This is a genomic window from Stieleria bergensis (genome assembly GCA_007745635.1).
Lineage (GTDB): Bacteria > Planctomycetota > Planctomycetia > Pirellulales > Pirellulaceae > Stieleria > Stieleria bergensis.
The window spans coordinates 3,363,184-3,380,790 of record CP036272.1 but is presented as its reverse complement, the minus strand read 5'-3'; the positions used below and the strand labels follow the sequence as shown (position 1 = coordinate 3,380,790).

The window sequence follows — 17,607 nt, the reverse complement described above, 5'->3', positions numbered from 1 at the left end:
AGCCATTTGAATCGCGTAACAAATCGTGAAAATCTCTGGAATGCTGCACGGAATTCCCCGGCCGCTGCCACTAAACATGAAGAACCGCTGCACTCCCCGCCATTCGCTAACACCAGTGATGCGGGTCTCGCCGCCTTTTTCAACTCGATTTTGATGCCATCGCCATGCGGATTACTCTCAGAACACTGCTAGCCTTCGTGGACCAAACGCTCGCGTCGGACGACATGCAGGACATGCAGAAGCGGATTGACGAAAGTCCCTTCGCCACCCAGGTCGTTCGGCAACTGAGAGTGCTGGTGGCGGCCTCAGGCGTCTCTGCCCCCGATCCCAGCGCTGCGGATTCGATGCGCGACGCCAACTGGATGAGCTGCTACCTGGACAGCGAACTCTCGTCGGAACTGGTCGCCAAATTTGAAGCAGCCTGCCTGGACTCGACGGAACTTCTGGCGGAGGCCGCAGCGTGCCACCAAGTGCTGCCCATCGCTTTGAATGAACCCGCAGAAATCTCAGACAGCCTGCGTCAGCGAATCGTTGACTTGGAACATTCAGGCGGCAACGCAACGCCTGCAAAACAGCCGCAACGACCACCGGCGTCAAACCCCACCACCGAATCGGAACCCTCTGAATCGGGACCGAACTTTGACATCTCCGGTCTGTCGGTTCCCAGTGACCCTGACCTGCCCCAGTTATCAGCGCCCTCACCGTCCCAGTTCGACGAACTGGCCAATGCAGCGCCGCCAGCGGCGAACTCTCCGACTGTCAAACCCAAATCGGCCTCCGACGAAAAACTGGCGCAGCGAATCGCGTCTAGACAGCGCTCACAAAAGACACTGATCATCGGTCTTTCACTGACCATCGTTGTGTTGCTGGCAATTGGCGGGTGGGTGCTCTTCAATCCTCCTGGTAGACGAACCGTCGCTGACGGCAACAGCGATACGAACACTACCAACAACGAACCGCAACCGGAATCCGCCCCGCCAACGCAGAAGCCAGCAGACCAGAGTCCGGCTGACAACGGCGAATCGGATCAGCAGAAAAGCACCGACACGCCCAACGACAAGAATGCACAGCAGGACAATCAAACGGGGACCGGCGACGACACGCCCCCACAGCCAATGCCGAATCAGACGGAACCAGCACAGACACAGCCAGCTGCCCCCGCCACCGACGACTCGCCCGCTGTCCCCGTTCCGCCTCCAGTGATTCCACCCGACCCAGTGGTAGAGCCAGTCCCACCAGACGCCGCTCCAAAGACGACCGGGCCAGATGCAGCCGTGGCGATGACGGACCTCACAGCCGACAAAACGTTACCTGGCTTGCCTGTCGACACACCAGCCCCGGTCATGCCAAGCCCGGTCATGCCAAGCCCGGTCATGCCAAGCCCGGTCATGCCAGCCCCGGATACGGACGTGCCTCCAATCGCTGATCCATCTCAGGCGGCCCTGGGCACCTTGTTGACCACCGGCGCACTGGTCGCCACTCGCAAGGAAAACGAGCCTTGGCAACTGATTCGTGAAGCGGCGATCCTGACCGCAGGCACTCGGATTGCCTGCGCCCCCTTTACCGCGGCGGCAATGGTGACTGAGAAGCGTGACCAGCGCTTGCTAACTTTATATGGGCCATCACAAGTACGGATTGCCGACGCCCAAGATCTATTTGACTTCGACCTCGCCTTGGGCCGCGTGACCTTTCAGTTTGACAACGAATCCGACACGGCCTCCGTCACTGTTTCCGGTCAGCGATTTGAATTCAGCGCCGTCGCGGGCCGTCCCCTGGTCGGACTGCAAATGCGTGGACAGTTGGCCGAAGGCGAGGACCCCCTGCTTGCTCAGAATCACAACTTCCTCCTGGAGATCTCGGTGATCGGCGGGACCGTTGATGTTCGGGCCGACGAGAAGCTGGCAACGCTGGAATCACAGCAAGGTTGCGAATTTCGGTCCGCGACGGCTGCCTTTAGTCCCCCATCTGCGATCAACCAGATTGAATGGGCCAAACCAGGTGCAGGCGCCAGCAAGCTTGACCTCGCGGCCGCCAAGGAACTCTATCGCTTGCTCGATAAAACGCCGGCAGAGAATCTGAATCTGGGTTTACTCAGCGTCATGAGCTACCGCCGTCCCGAAGTGGTGGCACAAGCCGGCCTGGCAATGATTTGTCTGGACGATCCCTCGGCCTACTTCGGCGTTCAAGGCTTGCTCTCCATGCCTCGCCAACGCCTTTATTGGGGCCGACACTTGCGTTCCCTGCGTGGCATGCTGGCTCGTAGCGTGGACGGAGCCAAACAACTGCAACTGGCGATCAGCGGTGGCGATCCGACAATGGAGAACCCAGAAGCCAAACGCATGTTCCGCTTGATTCGCGGATATACACAACAAGAACTCAAACAAGGTGGCGACAAAGACCTGGTGTCTGCTTTAGAATCATCCACCGTTGCAGTTCGCGTGCTCGCCAGCGAGAATCTGAGACAAATCGACCAGAATGCACCCTACTTTGCACCTGAAGAAGAATCCGAAGCACGCCGTGAGGGCGCGATCAAAATATGGAACACGAGACTCAGTCGCGGCCTGATTCGCTATCCGGAACCAGAAACTCAACCGGTGCAAAACAACCCACAGGAAAGCAAACCGCAACCCGAGGAAGGCTAAAGCAAATCGTACGCGCGCTCATCCTGCTGGTCGTCATTGTTGGCTTGGCTTTAACCGGCCGCGACAGCTATCGAAAATGGAACCAACAGCAGCAGGATCTCCAAACGCAGATCGATGATCTTGCCCTGGACATCCAGAGCGCGAGCAACGCCGATGAAGCACAACCGTTCATCGTCCGGCGACAGCAATTGATCGCGTCCAAACCGTCATTGGAAAAGATTCGCTGGGGATGGTTGGTGGCCGCCAGCCTCTTGTACGGCGGGTCCTTGATTCCAGGCGGGCTGGTGCTGCATGAAGCCAGTCGCTTGATGGGTTACCGATTGCCTCTCGGACCCACCATGGGTGCTCAAGTGCTAGGGCATCTAGGCAAGTATGTGCCCGGCAAGGCCGTGGTGGTCGTGATCCGAGCCGGCAAACTGCACGACCTAGGTGTACCGCTACTACGCGGTTCGGTCGCCGTTTTTCTGGAAACGATTTTCATGATGGCGGTCGGCGCCGCTTTAGCGGGCGGTTTAATCTTTGCCTTACCAGTGTCCCGCTGGATTGCCTGGGCTGCACTGCTTGGTGGCTTATCGGTCACCCTACCAACCATCCCGCGATTCCTGCGTTTGCTTGTCGATCGCGTCGTTCGCAAGCAACGATCCAAACAAACCGCCGGGACCGAAAATGGCAAGGACTCTCAATTACCTCCCATCGAACCAAGCTGGCGCTTCTTCATCGCCGCTTGGTGCTGGCAACTGTTGGCCTGGCTAATGATTGGTGCTTGCTTTGCCATGGTGGTTCGTAGCCTGCCCGGTTGGGACCTGCTTGGCTACCCAGAAACCACAGTGCTAGCCGCCTCAATGGCGGCGATTGCTCTGGCGATGGTGGTAGGCTTTGTTTCGCTGCTGCCGGGTGGTGCTGGTATTCGCGAGTTAGTCTTAGCGATCATTTTGGCTCCTGTGGTCGGACAACCCGTCGCCTTGGTGGCCGCGATCTCGGCACGCGTGATCTTTATCGTCGTCGAAGTCCTGGCTGCAGGGCTGGTTTGGGCTGTCAATCGTCACTCATCGCCCCCAAAAACGGCCTGATCCACACGCTTCAACTCCAAAAACGCCGCCTTTGCCGTGGGACTGGTGGCGAAACCTTTGCTGATTCGGTGTGTTAAATCATGGTAGACTAACTCCAACAGCCGCTGAAACCCCGGCGGTGTGGCGGAATCCCTTTGAACACCAGGCATAAGATGACATGGCCATTGGCGGGTCGGGCGTGCCCTCTGCAACCCTGGCCATCTCACAAAAGTGCAACCCGTGATAGCTCTGCTTGTTTCTCTGATCTCCCCATAAAAAGGATGGTGTTGGTTTGGCGGTAAGTCAGTCCACTGCGATGCGATTTCAGCAGTCGGATCCCGATGTCCGTTTGATGCTGCGCGTCAAGGAAGATGATGCGGTTGCCTACGAGGAATTGGTACGGAAGTACCATCCTCGATTGGTGCGTTTAATGCGCAGCATTGGTCCTTCACCTGATCTTGCCGAAGACTTGGCCCAAGAGACCTTTCTACGCGTTTTTCGAGCTCGACATCGCTATGAACCTGGCGCCAAGTTTTCGACTTGGTTGTTTACCATTGCAGCTAACGTCGGGCGCAACGCCGCCAGACGCTTGGGACGCCGCAAGGAAGTCAACGAAGTCGACGCCCCCCGCAACCAAGACGCCTCCCACGCCGGACTACTGGCCGCCTCTGCACTCGAAGCCAGCGGGCTAATGCCTACCCGACTTGCCGAAGGCAAAGAACGTGGCGAACTGGTTCGCATGGCGGTGCAATCATTGGGCGAGCGGCAACGTACCGCACTGATGTTGTCGCGCTTCGAAAACATGAGCTACATCGAAATCGCCGAAGCGATGGACATGACCACTCCTGCGGTCAAGTCCCTGCTCAGTCGGGCGCGAGTGAATTTGCGTGAACTTCTGCAACCCTACATTGATACCGGTGTGGTTCCAGATGAGGTGCGATCATGAATACCACTGCACTGTTAAACGATGACCAACCGATCGATCCAGATGATGAGCTCCTGGTAGGCTACCTGGATGACGAACTCGATGATGCCACGCGAAACAAGGTCGAAAAACGCCTCTTCGATGACGAAGCTTTTCGCTCACGCTTGCAGTCGCTGCAAACCGGATGGGAATGGCTGGACGAAATGCCCGCCGAACTACCGGACGAGAAACTCGTCGAATCCACCATCGAAATCGTCATCGGCGACCTAACCAGCGCACTGCCGTCTCAGAACCCCAAGAAACTCCCCCGCCAATTGGCCTGGGTCGCCGGACTGGCAGTCACTGCCTTGATTCTCACCGGGATCGGCATCGTCGCCGGACGCAGCGGTTGGCGCAACGAACTGGATGACCTCGCAACCGCACAACATCTTGATCTCTACAGCTTAGAACCAAACTACCAGCTGTACCTCGAACTCGCACAGTACCCACGCTGGGTTGACATGGCTTCCACATTGCAATCGATCAAAGGAGCGCCGCTTGTTCCGTCGGTCGATCTGGACACCGTGCCTGTTTACGAACGGTCAGAAGCAATCAACAAACTCAGCCAGACCGAGAAGGACCACCTGCTTGCCAATCTCGACCGTTTCGAATTATTGGACCAACAAGATCGCGACAAGATTCGCCAGAACGCCATCAACTTGAAAAAGCACCCTCAGGCCAAAACCCTGATCCCAACGATGGAAATCGCCGAAGTCTGGATGGAATACCTAGATTCTGATACAAGAGACAAACTGTTTTCAAGTGACCCAGATGTGCGTCAAACCGCCATCGAACAAAGCATTGACGAAACACTCAGCCGTTTGGCAATGAACTGCGGTGAAATGATTAGTGATGAGTCAAGCGACCGCATCTACTTGTACCTGAAACTCTTGCTTTCCGACCGCCTCAAAGAGTTGCCGCCAGAATACATGTCACGCCGCCAAGCCTTGATTGACGAAGGCAACGGAGACATCATCAAACGGATCGATAACGCCGCAATGTTCTGGATGGTCGCCGGCCGATTGGCCTTCGGTCGAGGCCGACTGGGCTCCACGATGCGGAACCGAATGCCACCGCCACCGCCACCCGAAGGCTCGGCAAGGCTTGAACCTGCTAACGCTGGGCCGGCCAAGGGCCCCACTAGAGTCGGCGAGCGAATCCCACGCGGCGGGAATGGAAAACCAAGTGATTCACCCTCATCGCGGCGCGGAGGAATGCTGATCCGCGAGATCACTGAAGATGAACTCTACGGAATCTTGACCATCCTACCCGATGAAGCCCTTCAACAGCTTGAAGATATCGCCTCCTGGGCAACACCCTCGTTTCAAACACTGGCCACCGAAGAAGTGCTCAGGCGGTGGGCTCTCGAATCAATCAAGCGACAGCGTCTTGCCGTCTCGGGCGACAAAAGCGTGATCAAACGGTACCTCGATCAAAAAAATAGCGACGCAATGGACATGCAAAAACCAGATCAGTTTCTACAGGATCTCGAAAACCTGTTCAGCAGCGGCGCCATGCCGTAACGCAAAAAGCCACACTGCGATCCACACACAACACCCAAGCAACCCTTCCCGCAAGCGTGACGAAGGTGGACAAAGCTTCAAAGGCTTCGACGGATCTTTCGTAAGACGAACGCGGCAGCGTTTCAAGACGTCCGGAAGACGCAAGCCATAACTCGCTGCGATGAAGTCGTCTCTCCGGGGCACAAGCGATGTTGCTCACTGGGGTGAACGGACTCTTCACTCCGCATCCACGCGGCCAACGCTTCAAACAGGCATGCGAAGCACGGAGTCTCTGCGGTCAAATCTTCTCCGAAGGAGCATCGCATTGATCTCCGATCACGCCTCCGACTCTAAGAGGCCCGCCGGTGACACGATCATGCACCGCCAGCGGTTCGATGTCAATCCATGCCGCACCAAGTCAGCCTCTGGGCCAAATTCGAAGGGAGTCTCCACAAAGACAGCGTCGGCAGTGAACGCACGATCCCAGCGAGTCGCAAGGGGAGAACCACAAATTCCCGCCCCCGCTCACACACGCTCACACACGCTCACACACGCTCACACACGCTCACACACGCTCACACACGCTCACGGCAAGCCGCAATCTCAAGCGGGCACGCCGGTATCTCCACCTGTTGACACCGACCGCACATCCTAGTACATTCGGGTGGCCGGTGATATTTCGGACTGCAGCCGTGCAATATCCAGGATTCCGAGATATTCCCGGTTTCCAACCAACGTTAATTACTAGTTATGCGGCGCGGATGGGCCCTTTCTTTGGATGCGTTGTTCGCGGATCATTGGCGTAGACTGTTGCATTCGTTTGGGACGCCGCTGGTCAATTCTCGATCAACCTCGATTGGTTCAAATTGGAGCCGATCTTTGGTGCAAACTTTGGGATGCCCGAATTGCGACCGCTGGACTTTTCTGATCGCTTGACAACTCAAGTGCGAAGTGGGACACTGGGATCGGAGAACACAGGCTACTGATCCCAACGCTGGTCACTCGCGCTACTTGGTGCGAACTCGTCTAGCGGATCTGTGGATTGTTGGTTGCTCCAACAACAAAGCCGTGTCCCCGACCCGGCATAACAGAACGATGCACACGGAGCGGGGAAGGGGCGCGCGGCTTCGCTTCGCTCAACAAACTCATTCCTTCCCCGCCCGGTGATCTCGGGCCGTTATCCGACTCAGATGTATCTTGCTGGAGCTTTCAAATCCCGTTCATAGACATCACTCTAACGGACTGCTTTCGCTGCTCATTGAGCCGCGCGTTTTCCGCACCGATACTGGGTGACGCAACGCTGTATCTCAATGGATATCGCATGCAGCCCGCCATAGTTTCGTTTGATGATGACTCCACATGGGGTCAACCAAATGGCTTGCGATATCCAGTAACAAATGGGAACTTCTTAATCCCCAAGGGTCGTTTGCTAACGGATGTGATTCTGGATCGCGTAGAGAACTCAATGTGGCAATGGCAGATATCCGATTTCCGCGCGAAGAGCTTGTTCTTTACTAGCCACGCGATTGCGAAATGGAACGTAACTGAATCAACTGAGGGCACTGTTGATGTAGTGTTCTCTTACAGATATTTTGCTTCTCATTGGTCGGTATTTCCGGTGCTTTGGGGTTTTGCCGTCATTCAGGTTCGCGGCATGTTGCAGAACGCATTGACGGCCATCAAGCAGTATGCAGAATCAGACAAGCCGATGGTTTACACTTGATCGTCACTGTCGGATAACAATGTGATGCACGCGAAGCCGGTCTTGCGCGTCTTTTGAAAATGGATGATCAACCGTCCCGGCTCGGTGATCACGGACGTTCTGTGGCAAACAAAAAGGGTTCCTCTGTTGAAAGCATGGCTACTTTACAAAGACTCCGCGACCAGTCTCCATCCGGAGGCCTATGAGGTTCAACGGTTCGTTGAGACCGCGAGAGAGGATGGCATCGACTTGCAGGTCCTGCGACCCGAGCAATTCGATCTCACTGTGACACGCGAGGACAAGCGAAGCATCCTGATCGATGGCGAATCTGCCGCTTTGCCAGATGTACTCATCCCTCGAATGGGAGCAGGAACAACATATTTCGCCCTTGCCGTTATTCGACACCTAGAGCGATTGGGCGTCTACACCCTGAATTCCTCTCAATCCATTGAGACAGTCCGGGACAAACTCTTCACTCAACAGATCCTGGCGCAGAATAACCTTCCTGTGCCGAAAACCATGCTAGTGAAGTTTCCCATCGATGTTACGCTTGTTGAACAGCAAATCGGATTTCCCGTGGTTGTGAAAACCCTCGCGGGTTCACAGGGCAGCGGAGTTTTCCTTTCGGAATCAAAGTCTTCCTTTCGCGACCTGATGCAACTTATCGAAGCAACAAACAAGACTGCGAACATCATTCTTCAAGAATTCATTGAGCCGACTCGGGGACGGGATCTTCGGGTCTTCACGCTAGGCGGCCGTGTCGTTGCCTGTATGCAACGAACGGCTGCAGAGGGAGACTTCAAGGCGAATTTTTCCAACGGTGGATCTGTTGCAGAATTCGATGTTACACCGGAGATTGAATGGCTGGCAACACAAACGAGCCAGTTACTCAATCTTGATATGGCTGGGATCGACCTATTGTTCGCCGGTGATCACTTTAAAGTCTGTGAAGCGAATTCCTCTCCGGGGTTTGAGGGAATGGAATCCTGCTGCGACTTGAATGTGGCAGAAGCTGTTTTTCACTTCCTTCGTATCCGTCGCGGCGTGTTCCGCAAGGAAACCACAGAACAAAATGATGCACCCGAGTTGCCGTCGGGGCCGAATCAGAGTCCACCGTCACTCGCGGCAACCGGGTGATCATAGCCGTTCGTCGTATCAAATGAATCGCCACTTCTATCTTCTGGTCCTTTTTGCAACTACCGGATGCTTAGACAACGAAAACACGGACTCCCATGCTGATGAAACTGTGATGTTCTCCGTTCTAAACAAACCTGAATTCAAAGCGGCGTACGAACGCGCATTTACGCCGCTCAATTTCACCTCCGAGCAGGAGAAAGACGACTTCAGTGCTCGATTAGCGGAGGTCCGATCCGCCATTGCTGACTCACTCGCAACGAAATGGTTAACACCCAACGACTTCCAAGTATCTGGAGACTTTGACTACTGTTTCCATACCTGCGGTGGTGTCTACAGCAAGCGAATCTTCTGCGAGGAATACGTTTCCACCATCCTTGATTCCCTTGGCAAGGTGGATCCGGACGGAGAATGGACATATCACACAACTTGCGAAATCGCGACTAATCACCCGAATCCCAAGACTGCCGGTGATGCGCTCGAAATGCGCGGCGAGATGTTTTTTAGGGATGGGACTTGTTACATTAACGGTGATCGAATGAGACGCGACCATCGCACGCAGCTAGGGTGCCCGGACTGACTGAAACCGACGAACCATGGGATGCAACGGAGCGGCGGTGGTGCGGTTTCTCGTGAGATCAATGTCAACTCCCGCCGCCCGCTGATCCCGGACGTTCCCCGACTTAAGATTGCACATCGCAAATGAAGCTACTTCTTCCCTTCATCATGGCGCTCCTTGTAGCGACTCATCTCATCGCACAAGACAACGCGACGGATCAACGCAGCAAGACTGCGGCACATTCTGACGGTGGACTGTCGCAACGAGAGCCTAGTGAATCAGGTCTTCCAAATATTCGCCTGTCAAAAATTGACGGTCGACATTGGTTGATTGGTTCGGACGGAAAACCGTTTTTCGCGCATGGCATCACCCATGTTGGTAACGCTCGGTCGAAACATGACGCTATGGATGTTGCCACGGCCTGCAAACGACTCGGCTTCAACGCCTACGGTTATGGATGTCCACCGGAACTCCGGTCTGACATGCCCTATCTGGAAGGCTGGAATGACCTTGTGCCTATTTCGATGTACCGTGGCAAAGGTGGTCGCGGCGAGGGTGCCCACAAGTTTGTCGATATCTTTGATCCCAAAGAACAAACTCGTATCGCAGCCGGCGTGCAGGCAAACTGCGAGAAAAACAAAGACAACCCAAACTGCATTGGTTATTGCTGGACCGACTTGGCCACTTGGCCGCTGGAAAACCAAGCAAAAAGGAACTGGGTCGACTTCACTCGAAGCCTACCGCAAGATGCGCCTGGCCAGAAAGCGTACCAGAGGTTTCTCAACACTTGGGACGGTGAAGACGACAAGTCTCGCGATCAGGCCTTTCTTCGACTAATCGCTCGCGAGTACTTTCGCGTCATCGGTGAAGCAAACCGGAAGTACGATTCCGAGCACATTGTGTTCGGCGACCGGCTTTCATTTTACACTTATGATGCTGATGTCTTGAAAGAGATGCTTCCGTGGGTAGATGCGATCGCCTTCCAGCCACATTTCTGGGGACCTTACCCAAAGAAACAACTCGACGCGATCTATAAACTTTCGGGCAAGCCCATTTTGCTCTGCGATTTTTCGATCCGATTTAAGGACGGCGAAAAGGACGTTCGTAACTGGAAGCTGTCCGAAGATTCCATCGCCGCCGGAAAAGCCTACGCCGAATACGTGAAAGCAGCGATCGACACCGACTACATCCTCGGCGTATTTTGGTGCAACCCAATTGATAGTTCAAAAGGATTCGGCAAAACCGGCGTCAAGCAGGGATTCTTTGGCAACGGCCTTAGCGAGCGACCCGGTTTGCACGAGGCAGTGAGAAAACTGAATGCCTACCGCGACAAAGTTACGCCAGAAAGTTCAGCTGGACCTCCCGAGCTTAGATGAAACTCGGGGAACAAAGCGATGCACACGGAGCCGCCGACAGCGCGGTTTGCCAATGGAGAGCGTTCTCCGGCGGCCCGGTGATCGCAGGCGTTATGCGGCGCGGACGGGCCCTGTCTCTGGATGCGTTGTACTCTGGTCATTGGAATAGGCTGATGCAGGATTTTGGGATGCTGCTGGTCATTCGTGGGGCAATCTCGATTCGCTTAGGTTTGTGCTCGATCTCTGGTGCAAACTTTGGGATGCCCGAATTGTGACCGCTGGTCTTCACTGATCACTTGACAACTCTCCTGCGAAGTGGGACACTGTGATCCGAGACACCAGACTGCTGATCCCAACGCTGGTGCCTCGCGGTAACTGGTGCGAACGTGCCTAGCGGATCTGTGGGGTGTTGGCTGTTCCAACTCACCCGACGTGTCCCATACTCGCATAACCGAACGATGCACACGGAGCGGGGAAGGGGCGCACGGCTTCGCTTCGCTCAACAAACTTATTCCTTCCCCGCCCGGTGATCTCGGGGCGTTATGCGGCGCGGACGGACCCTGTCTTTGGGTGCGTTGTTCTCTGATCAATGGAATAGGCTAGTGCATACCTTTGGGATGCCGCTGGTCAATTCTCGATCAACCTCGATTGGTTCAAATTGGAGCCGATCTTTGGTGCAAACTTTGGGATGCCCGAATTGCGACCGCTGGACTTTTCTGATCGCTTGACAACTCAAGTGCGAAGTGGGACACTGCGATCGGAGAACACAGGCTACTGATCCCAACGCTGGTCACTCGCGCTACTTGGTGCGAACTCGTCTAGCGGATCTGTGGATTGTTGGTTGCTCCAACAACACAGCCGTGTCCCCGACCCGGCATAACAGAACGATGCACACGGAGCGGGGAAGGGGCGCGCGGCTTCGCTTCGCTCAACAAACTCATTCCTTCCCCGCCCGGTGATCTCGGGCCGTTATGCGACAAGATGATTCGTGAATGACTCCCCCCGACTAAATCCCGAATCCGTCCGCATCCCGGATGAAGATGGATGGTGCGACCTTTGGCACACACACTTTGATTGGAGCGGTGACGGGAATTGTGGAACCGCGGAGCGAAGACCGTTCATTCAACAACTTATGCAGTTCTTTCACGACGTTGAAACGCACACATCGACCTGGACGAAGCCGAATCAACAATGGATCGTGATCGACGAAAACGATTCAAGCCAAGACGCCGTATATTTGCACACACCAAACCCAAACCGAGATAATTTCCCATACACTTTTGATGCTGTTGAATGGGGTGTTGATGTCCCGGATTGGCTGAACGACCTCATCGACACCCAGACTCACGAATTTGGTCGCTGCATCTTCAACGATGCTACGACGTTCTGGGTTCGCCGTCGAAGTGTCGCATAACAATTGCGTGAACCCGCGTTGTGGTCGGGCCGTTTCGGAATTTAGCGTCACTCGCCACAACCGGGTTACGCAATTCGTTATCCGCAACAACAAATGTCACCGATAGGTTTGCGATGTCAGAAGTGCAAGTTTACGACAAGGCGAAGTGGCACATCGAAGGTCGATATCCCAAAGGGCTTCCTGAATCATGCGCGTATACCCATGGAGGATTCCTGATCGCGTGGCTCCTGCGGCAAAACTTTGTCAGCGAACGTTGCCTTCGCGATCATTCTGAAGCGTTCAGTGACTTCACTACCTGCCAAAAATCTGCTGGGGAACTCAACCAGTCTCTCGACGGCGTACTCGATAGTGGTATGTTGACTGACCAAGGCAATCGTTTCGCATCAGACTACATTGACGAGTCGTATCTTGAGGATTACACGCTGCTCTTCGAGTTTACGTTCCCTAACGTCTACGATGTGACTGATAACGAAGAGCATCTTGAAATGGTGTGCGAGATGCTCGACACCATCTATTCCGAATGGTTAGAAGAGAACCAACACTGACGAATTGCGGATAACAAAAAAATGCACCCGAGTCGCGAAGTCGGGCGTTTCGACAATTGAGAATCTCTCGTCGCGACCGGGTGATTTTAGACGTTCTGCCATAAAACACTCTGACACGAGTCTCTCATGATCGAATTCATTCGCCGCTTGTTTGGTAATGACGTCGCTAGCGAGGTTGGGCCGCCCACTGGCAAAACCGGAAACGAATGGGACGAAAGTGACTTCGACGGCCACGATACTCCGCTTGCCGTATCCGGGGGACCGGAGTTCGTCGCATTCTGTGTTCAACAAGGCACATGCGAATTGAATGGCAAAGTTCTCGACAAGTTCAAAGAGATCATGAAGAAGTATCCGCTTCCAGAGGAAGATAACGACGACGAGCTCGATGACGATTACGATGCTCAAGATCATTTCGCCGTTGTGGTGCGACAGGGGCTTATCGCTGCTGGGCTGGTTCCCCCTGGCGATCCAGAGCGGTACCAATACAAGATTGCAATGGGTTTCATCCACTACGCTGAATAATCAGAGCAAGGGGCAGAACAAAAAAATGCACCCGAGTCGCCGAATCGGGCGTTTTGACAATTGAAGATTCCTCGCGGCGACCGGGGGATCGGTAGCGTTATGCGGACAGAGCGTTGAGCAACTATCGAGAATTTATCCGTAGCGAAATGCCAGATTGCTTTGACGAACTTGTCAACGCCGTCGTGCCATTCGTTGGCGCAGAAACGCAACGTTGCGAGGAAGAATCGATCCCTATTGGTGATTCCAAATTTTGTGGTGAACCAGACCTTCCTCCGAATTTTCAATGGCCGCAGTCATCCGATGGCCCATGTCACTTTGTTTGTCAATTGAATCTTGCGCAGCTTTCATCGTTTGAATCAATCCACCCATTACCACCGTTGGGTTTGTTGTCATTCTTCTATCACGATGCCGAAGGGCATCCAGAGGGAGCCGATTCCGTTGTTCACTACTTTAGTGACACCCAGCTTCTAGTACGCACTCCCGTGGTTCCTGACATTCGATTCGGCATGCAATTCCACCGCGACCACCAGTATGCACGGAACTTAAGTTTCGGCCAGAGATACGTGATCGAAGAAGATGAATTTTCCAACGATGATCGACTGGCCGATTTCGTTGACAGATTCAACAACCGATTCGCTCGAGCAACACATCGATTGTTCGGCCTCCCCAGATATTGGACGAAACCGGATTGCGAGCACATCACACTTGGTAGTTTTGGCGAATGGGCGGATCGGATCAATTTCTCCGTTCCGCTTTCCGGTCTTAACGAGCTGAACTTTTCGGCATTGGAAGTTGACTACTACTGCACATAGTCGATAACAAAGCCGTGAACCGGGGCACTCAAAAACGCGGCAGCTGAAATCAGAGTCTTCTGTTCGTGCTCGGTTACGGCAGGCGTTGAACTTAATCGCAGTCGTCTTTGCTGTTGGCTTGTTTGATTGCGTTGCGTTGCATCGTTGTTGATGATGGCGTTGGTTTCTTCTGTTTGCTCTTTTGAACTGTCTGGTTGGGTTGCCCGTTTGTAGGCGCGAGGCTCCTTCACCAACCGTCTTTCTTGGCTGTTTTCGCAGTTCCAACTTGCGCATTTTCAGGCCCGCAGCACCCTTGTTCTGAACGCAACAAGCATGTCGCTTGATGGTTCATTGAGCCCCCTTCAGAACAAGGATCGCACCTCATGATGTCGCACAAAAAACGCTCTTGCCCAGTCACCAAACGCTTGGCAGAAGACATGACCATTCGAAACATGGCCCAAAACACAATCGACGCCTACACCTACCATGTGCGCTGCTTCGGCAACTTTATCCAAAAACCTCTCGACAGCGTACTAGACGGGGACGCACCCTATGCTGCCCACCCTATGCTGCCCGCGCGCTCGGCAAGGCAATCGTACGGGACGATCGCGCGAGCAGGTACCGTTGACGCTTTCGACCGACGAGTTCGTTCGCCGCTGGTGCTTGCATATCCAACCGCGGCAGTTGACCAAATCACGATGTTTTGGCGGCTGGAATCATTCGAAGCGAAAGCGTTACCAAGCGGTGATGGCGGCTTGCATTGAAGTGGATGAATGTTCGCGGGAGAACGACTTGCAGTCGACTGATTCGAGCATCGATTCAGCGACACAGGCCGATCTTGGGAAGCTCAGTTGTGAGTCCTGTGGCAGTGAATCGTTGACACTCAGTGCGTTGTCTCCCAAGCCGAGTTGGTCCAAGGTATTGGGCTTAGATTCGCCGTGTAGCCCATGGTGGTGGGACGAGAGTCAAGAAAGGCATGAAAAACAGCAATGGGATGCAGCGATGGGTGCAGGCTTTTACGACTGGTACGTCGCGGAGGTATTAAGGCCGCCTGAAAGTGCAAAGGAAACCGCACCGCCGATCACAGCAGCGGTCACACAACTTTTTCTGCCAGGTCTCAACTGGCAACCAGAATCGACTGGCAATTATTTCGCCGACTCGTTCTAATCAGTCCTTCCACGTCGCAACACGAAAGCGACAAACTTCAACGCACGATCTATCCCGGCACACTCCGTGCCCGGATAGATCGCATTTCGTTAGCCAGCTCATTTGAGCATAGCCACTACATGGAGTCTTACAAATGCATTCACGACGTATAGTCTACATGGTTTGTCCCCTTGTCTGGCTCACTTGTTACTCAGCTGCCGAATGCGCCGAGCAAAATCCGACTGAAGCGTCAGCGATTGCGTGGGTGAAACAGAATAAAGGTACAATCGTCCGAGATGAGAGACATCCCGATCGTCCAGTCGTTGAAGTCGACGTCTGCCGGCAGGACTATGGTCGTGAGCAGAATGTCGACGACAAGGGTCTGGAGCAGTTGACCGCGTTTCCGAATCTTAAGATCCTGAACCTCACTGGCTCAAAAGTCACAGACGAGGGCATGGCGATACTGACCATGTTCAAGAAGCTGGAAAAACTGGATCTGAAGAACACGAAAATCACCGACGAGGGGATCAGGAAACTGGCTCCACTGACGTCGTTGCGTATTCTTTCTCTCGGTGACACGCAAATAACCGACGCAACGCTTGAATTGCTCGCACGGAATCAGCAACTGGTCAAATTGGAACTTCCGAGCACGAAAATCACCGACGCCGGGTTAAGACATCTGGAGTCAATGCCGAATCTTACTTCATTGTCGGTGTATCACACAGAAGTGACCGACGCTGGTGTCAAGACTCTGGCACGCCTCAAGTCGCTGCGCAAACTAGACCTCGGCTGGAACGACATCACGGACGAGGGGGTGAAAGAAATGGTCGCTTTGCCGCAATTACGATATCTCTCACTTTATTATACGGCCACCACCGGCACGGGCCTGAAGCATGTTGCCAGGCTCAAGACGTTACGCCATCTGGATCTTGAAGGCACAAACGTGACCGACGTTGGCCTTAAAGAATTGATCGGCCTTACTGAGTTAGAATCCCTGACTCTCCGCTCCACGAAGATTACCGATGACGGCATGCGGCACCTAACGCAACTAAAGAGCTTGCAGCGTCTAAATCTTTACGAAACGGCGATCTCGGATGTTGGAGTCAGCGAATTGGCTTCCAGCGGGGACGTGCGGAAGAGTCTTGAGTGGCTGGCATTGGGGAGGACCAAAGTCAGCATTCACGGGCTCACACTGCTCAATCGTAAGATGGGTGAATGCGGAGTCTCGACTGGATTCATTTATTGAGCAATAGAATTGAAACTGGCTAACCATCGCATGCACCGGAGCGGCGGTGGCCAGCGGGTTCTGAAATCGCAATCAACTCCCACCCCCCGGTGATACGGGTCGTTGAACTTAATCGCAGTCGTCTTTGCTGTTGGCTTGTTTGATTGGGTTGCGTTGCATCGTTGTTGATGATGGCGTTGGTTTCTTCTGTTTGCTCTTTTGAACTGTCTGGTTGGATTGCCCGTTTGTAGGCGCGAAGCTCCTTCACCAACCGTCTTTTCGGGCTGTTTTCGCTGTTCCAACTTGCGCTTTTTCAGGCCCATCGCCCCCTTGTTTTGAACGCAACAAGCATGTCGCTTGATGGTTCATTGAGCCCTCTTCAGAACAAGGATCGCATCTCATGATGTCGCACAAAAATCGCTCTTGCCCAGTCACCAAACCCTTGGCAGACAACATGACCTAGGCAGCCATCGACGCCTACACCTACCAGGTTTCAGGGGACGGTTTCAGGGGACAGTCCCGGTCAGGCAAGATTGCTTGATAGCAAATGGGATTGATTCGTCATTTATAAGCGGAAGCGTATTGGCGATTCTAGAGATTGGCTCTTCGAGTTGTAGGAATTTCAAGGTCGAGAGTCGGTAGACGCTTGACTGCTGTTCGCTTGGTTCTTAGAACAATCTAGATGTTTCAGGGTGTGAAGATCCGCCCTTTGATTAAACGCATGGTACTGGCAGGTACGCGTGGCTTGGTCCTGCTGCTTTTCCTTAGGAACCTTGCGTTTATGTGTCGTGACCCTCGTTCAGAGGTGCTCGATCCTCATCAGGTCGAAGCGGTGCACCTCTATAATCGGACCATTGATGGCCTTTATCTCTTAGGCAAAAATCCAGACACCGGCGAGGACTTTTCCTATCGCCAGGGCTGGCTGGTGGACAAAATGAACCAGCTGTTTGCACACCTGTGCATTGAGCTGCTCAGTTATGGCGTGCTGTCGAATCACTATCACCTCAACGTTCGCACTCGGCCCGACATTGCTGCGTCTTTGACCGATCGCCAGGTA

The 17,607-nt window shown here is 54.0% G+C and carries 15 protein-coding genes and 1 pseudogene; all 16 read left to right on the top strand.

From position 1 onward, the window contains the following. Window positions 1-164 precede the first annotated feature (164 nt). Complete coding sequence (locus tag SV7mr_RS11660; RefSeq protein WP_145272160.1) at window positions 165-2,642, top strand: hypothetical protein; 2,478 nt, start codon at window positions 165-167, stop codon at window positions 2,640-2,642. 44 nt (window positions 2,643-2,686) lie between these two features. Further along, on the top strand, window positions 2,687-3,712 hold the full coding sequence (locus SV7mr_RS11655) for a lysylphosphatidylglycerol synthase transmembrane domain-containing protein (protein WP_419188415.1): 1,026 nt from the start codon (window positions 2,687-2,689) through the stop codon (window positions 3,710-3,712). Window positions 3,713-4,007: 295 nt separating this feature from the next. Further along, entirely contained in the window at window positions 4,008-4,637 is a 630-nt protein-coding gene (locus SV7mr_RS11650; protein ID WP_145278350.1) for a sigma-70 family RNA polymerase sigma factor, read from the top strand. Continuing rightward, window positions 4,634-6,178: an anti-sigma factor family protein gene (locus SV7mr_RS11645; protein ID WP_145272156.1), complete on the top strand. Its 1,545-nt coding sequence runs from the start codon at window positions 4,634-4,636 to the stop codon at window positions 6,176-6,178. Before SV7mr_RS11650 ends, SV7mr_RS11645 begins: the two co-directional genes overlap by 4 nt. A gap of 1,300 nt (window positions 6,179-7,478) precedes the next feature. Then, on the top strand, window positions 7,479-7,880 hold the full coding sequence (locus tag SV7mr_RS11640; RefSeq protein ID WP_145272155.1) for a hypothetical protein: 402 nt from the start codon (window positions 7,479-7,481) through the stop codon (window positions 7,878-7,880). A 63-nt stretch (window positions 7,881-7,943) separates the two neighbouring features. Next, window positions 7,944-8,996: an ATP-grasp domain-containing protein gene (locus SV7mr_RS11635; protein ID WP_473163688.1), complete on the top strand. Its 1,053-nt coding sequence runs from the start codon at window positions 7,944-7,946 to the stop codon at window positions 8,994-8,996. A gap of 22 nt (window positions 8,997-9,018) precedes the next feature. Beyond that, window positions 9,019-9,573 carry a hypothetical protein gene (locus SV7mr_RS11630; protein WP_145272152.1) on the top strand — a complete coding sequence of 185 codons (555 nt, stop codon included), beginning with the start codon at window positions 9,019-9,021 and terminating at the stop codon, window positions 9,571-9,573. Window positions 9,574-9,695: 122 nt separating this feature from the next. Beyond that, entirely contained in the window at window positions 9,696-10,928 is a 1,233-nt protein-coding gene (locus tag SV7mr_RS11625; RefSeq protein WP_145272150.1) for a beta-agarase, read from the top strand. Beyond that, entirely contained in the window at window positions 10,925-11,182 is a 258-nt protein-coding gene (locus SV7mr_RS11620; protein ID WP_145272148.1) for a hypothetical protein, read from the top strand. The genes SV7mr_RS11625 and SV7mr_RS11620 overlap by 4 nt, the downstream gene beginning before the upstream one ends. A gap of 1,252 nt (window positions 11,183-12,434) precedes the next feature. After that, window positions 12,435-12,866 (top strand): DUF7832 domain-containing protein, encoded by a 432-nt coding sequence (locus tag SV7mr_RS11615; protein ID WP_145272147.1) that lies wholly within the window; start codon window positions 12,435-12,437, stop codon window positions 12,864-12,866. Window positions 12,867-12,992: 126 nt separating this feature from the next. Next, window positions 12,993-13,388, top strand: a complete 396-nt coding sequence (locus SV7mr_RS11610) for a hypothetical protein (RefSeq protein WP_145272145.1) — start codon at window positions 12,993-12,995, stop codon at window positions 13,386-13,388. Window positions 13,389-13,534: 146 nt separating this feature from the next. Then, window positions 13,535-14,200, top strand: a complete 666-nt coding sequence (locus SV7mr_RS11605; RefSeq protein WP_419188468.1) for a DUF1963 domain-containing protein — start codon at window positions 13,535-13,537, stop codon at window positions 14,198-14,200. A gap of 362 nt (window positions 14,201-14,562) precedes the next feature. After that, window positions 14,563-14,943, top strand: coding sequence for a hypothetical protein (locus SV7mr_RS25320; protein WP_419188523.1), 381 nt, complete (start codon window positions 14,563-14,565; stop codon window positions 14,941-14,943). Then, window positions 14,843-15,346 (top strand): hypothetical protein, encoded by a 504-nt coding sequence (locus tag SV7mr_RS11595; protein WP_419188467.1) that lies wholly within the window; start codon window positions 14,843-14,845, stop codon window positions 15,344-15,346. The genes SV7mr_RS25320 and SV7mr_RS11595 overlap by 101 nt, the downstream gene beginning before the upstream one ends. A gap of 244 nt (window positions 15,347-15,590) precedes the next feature. Beyond that, on the top strand, window positions 15,591-16,571 hold the full coding sequence (locus SV7mr_RS11590) for a leucine-rich repeat domain-containing protein (protein ID WP_419188414.1): 981 nt from the start codon (window positions 15,591-15,593) through the stop codon (window positions 16,569-16,571). 760 nt (window positions 16,572-17,331) lie between these two features. Further along, window positions 17,332-17,607, top strand: a pseudogene (locus tag SV7mr_RS25315) (hypothetical protein); the annotation flags it as partial.

Excerpts from the sequence above, each read along its gene's own strand:
- SV7mr_RS11660 (WP_145272160.1), top strand. The coding sequence starts at position 165 with ATGCGGATTACTCTCAGAACACTGCTAGCCTTCGTGGACCAAACGCTC.
- SV7mr_RS11650 (WP_145278350.1), top strand. The coding sequence starts at position 4,008 with ATGCGATTTCAGCAGTCGGATCCCGATGTCCGTTTGATGCTGCGCGTC.
- SV7mr_RS11645 (WP_145272156.1), top strand. The coding sequence starts at position 4,634 with ATGAATACCACTGCACTGTTAAACGATGACCAACCGATCGATCCAGAT.
- SV7mr_RS11640 (WP_145272155.1), top strand. The coding sequence starts at position 7,479 with ATGCAGCCCGCCATAGTTTCGTTTGATGATGACTCCACATGGGGTCAA.
- SV7mr_RS11635 (WP_473163688.1), top strand. The coding sequence starts at position 7,944 with ATGATCAACCGTCCCGGCTCGGTGATCACGGACGTTCTGTGGCAAACA.
- SV7mr_RS11630 (WP_145272152.1), top strand. The coding sequence starts at position 9,019 with ATGAATCGCCACTTCTATCTTCTGGTCCTTTTTGCAACTACCGGATGC.
- SV7mr_RS11625 (WP_145272150.1), top strand. The coding sequence starts at position 9,696 with ATGAAGCTACTTCTTCCCTTCATCATGGCGCTCCTTGTAGCGACTCAT.
- SV7mr_RS11620 (WP_145272148.1), top strand. The coding sequence starts at position 10,925 with ATGAAACTCGGGGAACAAAGCGATGCACACGGAGCCGCCGACAGCGCG.
- SV7mr_RS11615 (WP_145272147.1), top strand. The coding sequence starts at position 12,435 with ATGTCAGAAGTGCAAGTTTACGACAAGGCGAAGTGGCACATCGAAGGT.
- SV7mr_RS11610 (WP_145272145.1), top strand. The coding sequence starts at position 12,993 with ATGATCGAATTCATTCGCCGCTTGTTTGGTAATGACGTCGCTAGCGAG.
- SV7mr_RS11605 (WP_419188468.1), top strand. The coding sequence starts at position 13,535 with ATGCCAGATTGCTTTGACGAACTTGTCAACGCCGTCGTGCCATTCGTT.
- SV7mr_RS25320 (WP_419188523.1), top strand. The coding sequence starts at position 14,563 with ATGATGTCGCACAAAAAACGCTCTTGCCCAGTCACCAAACGCTTGGCA.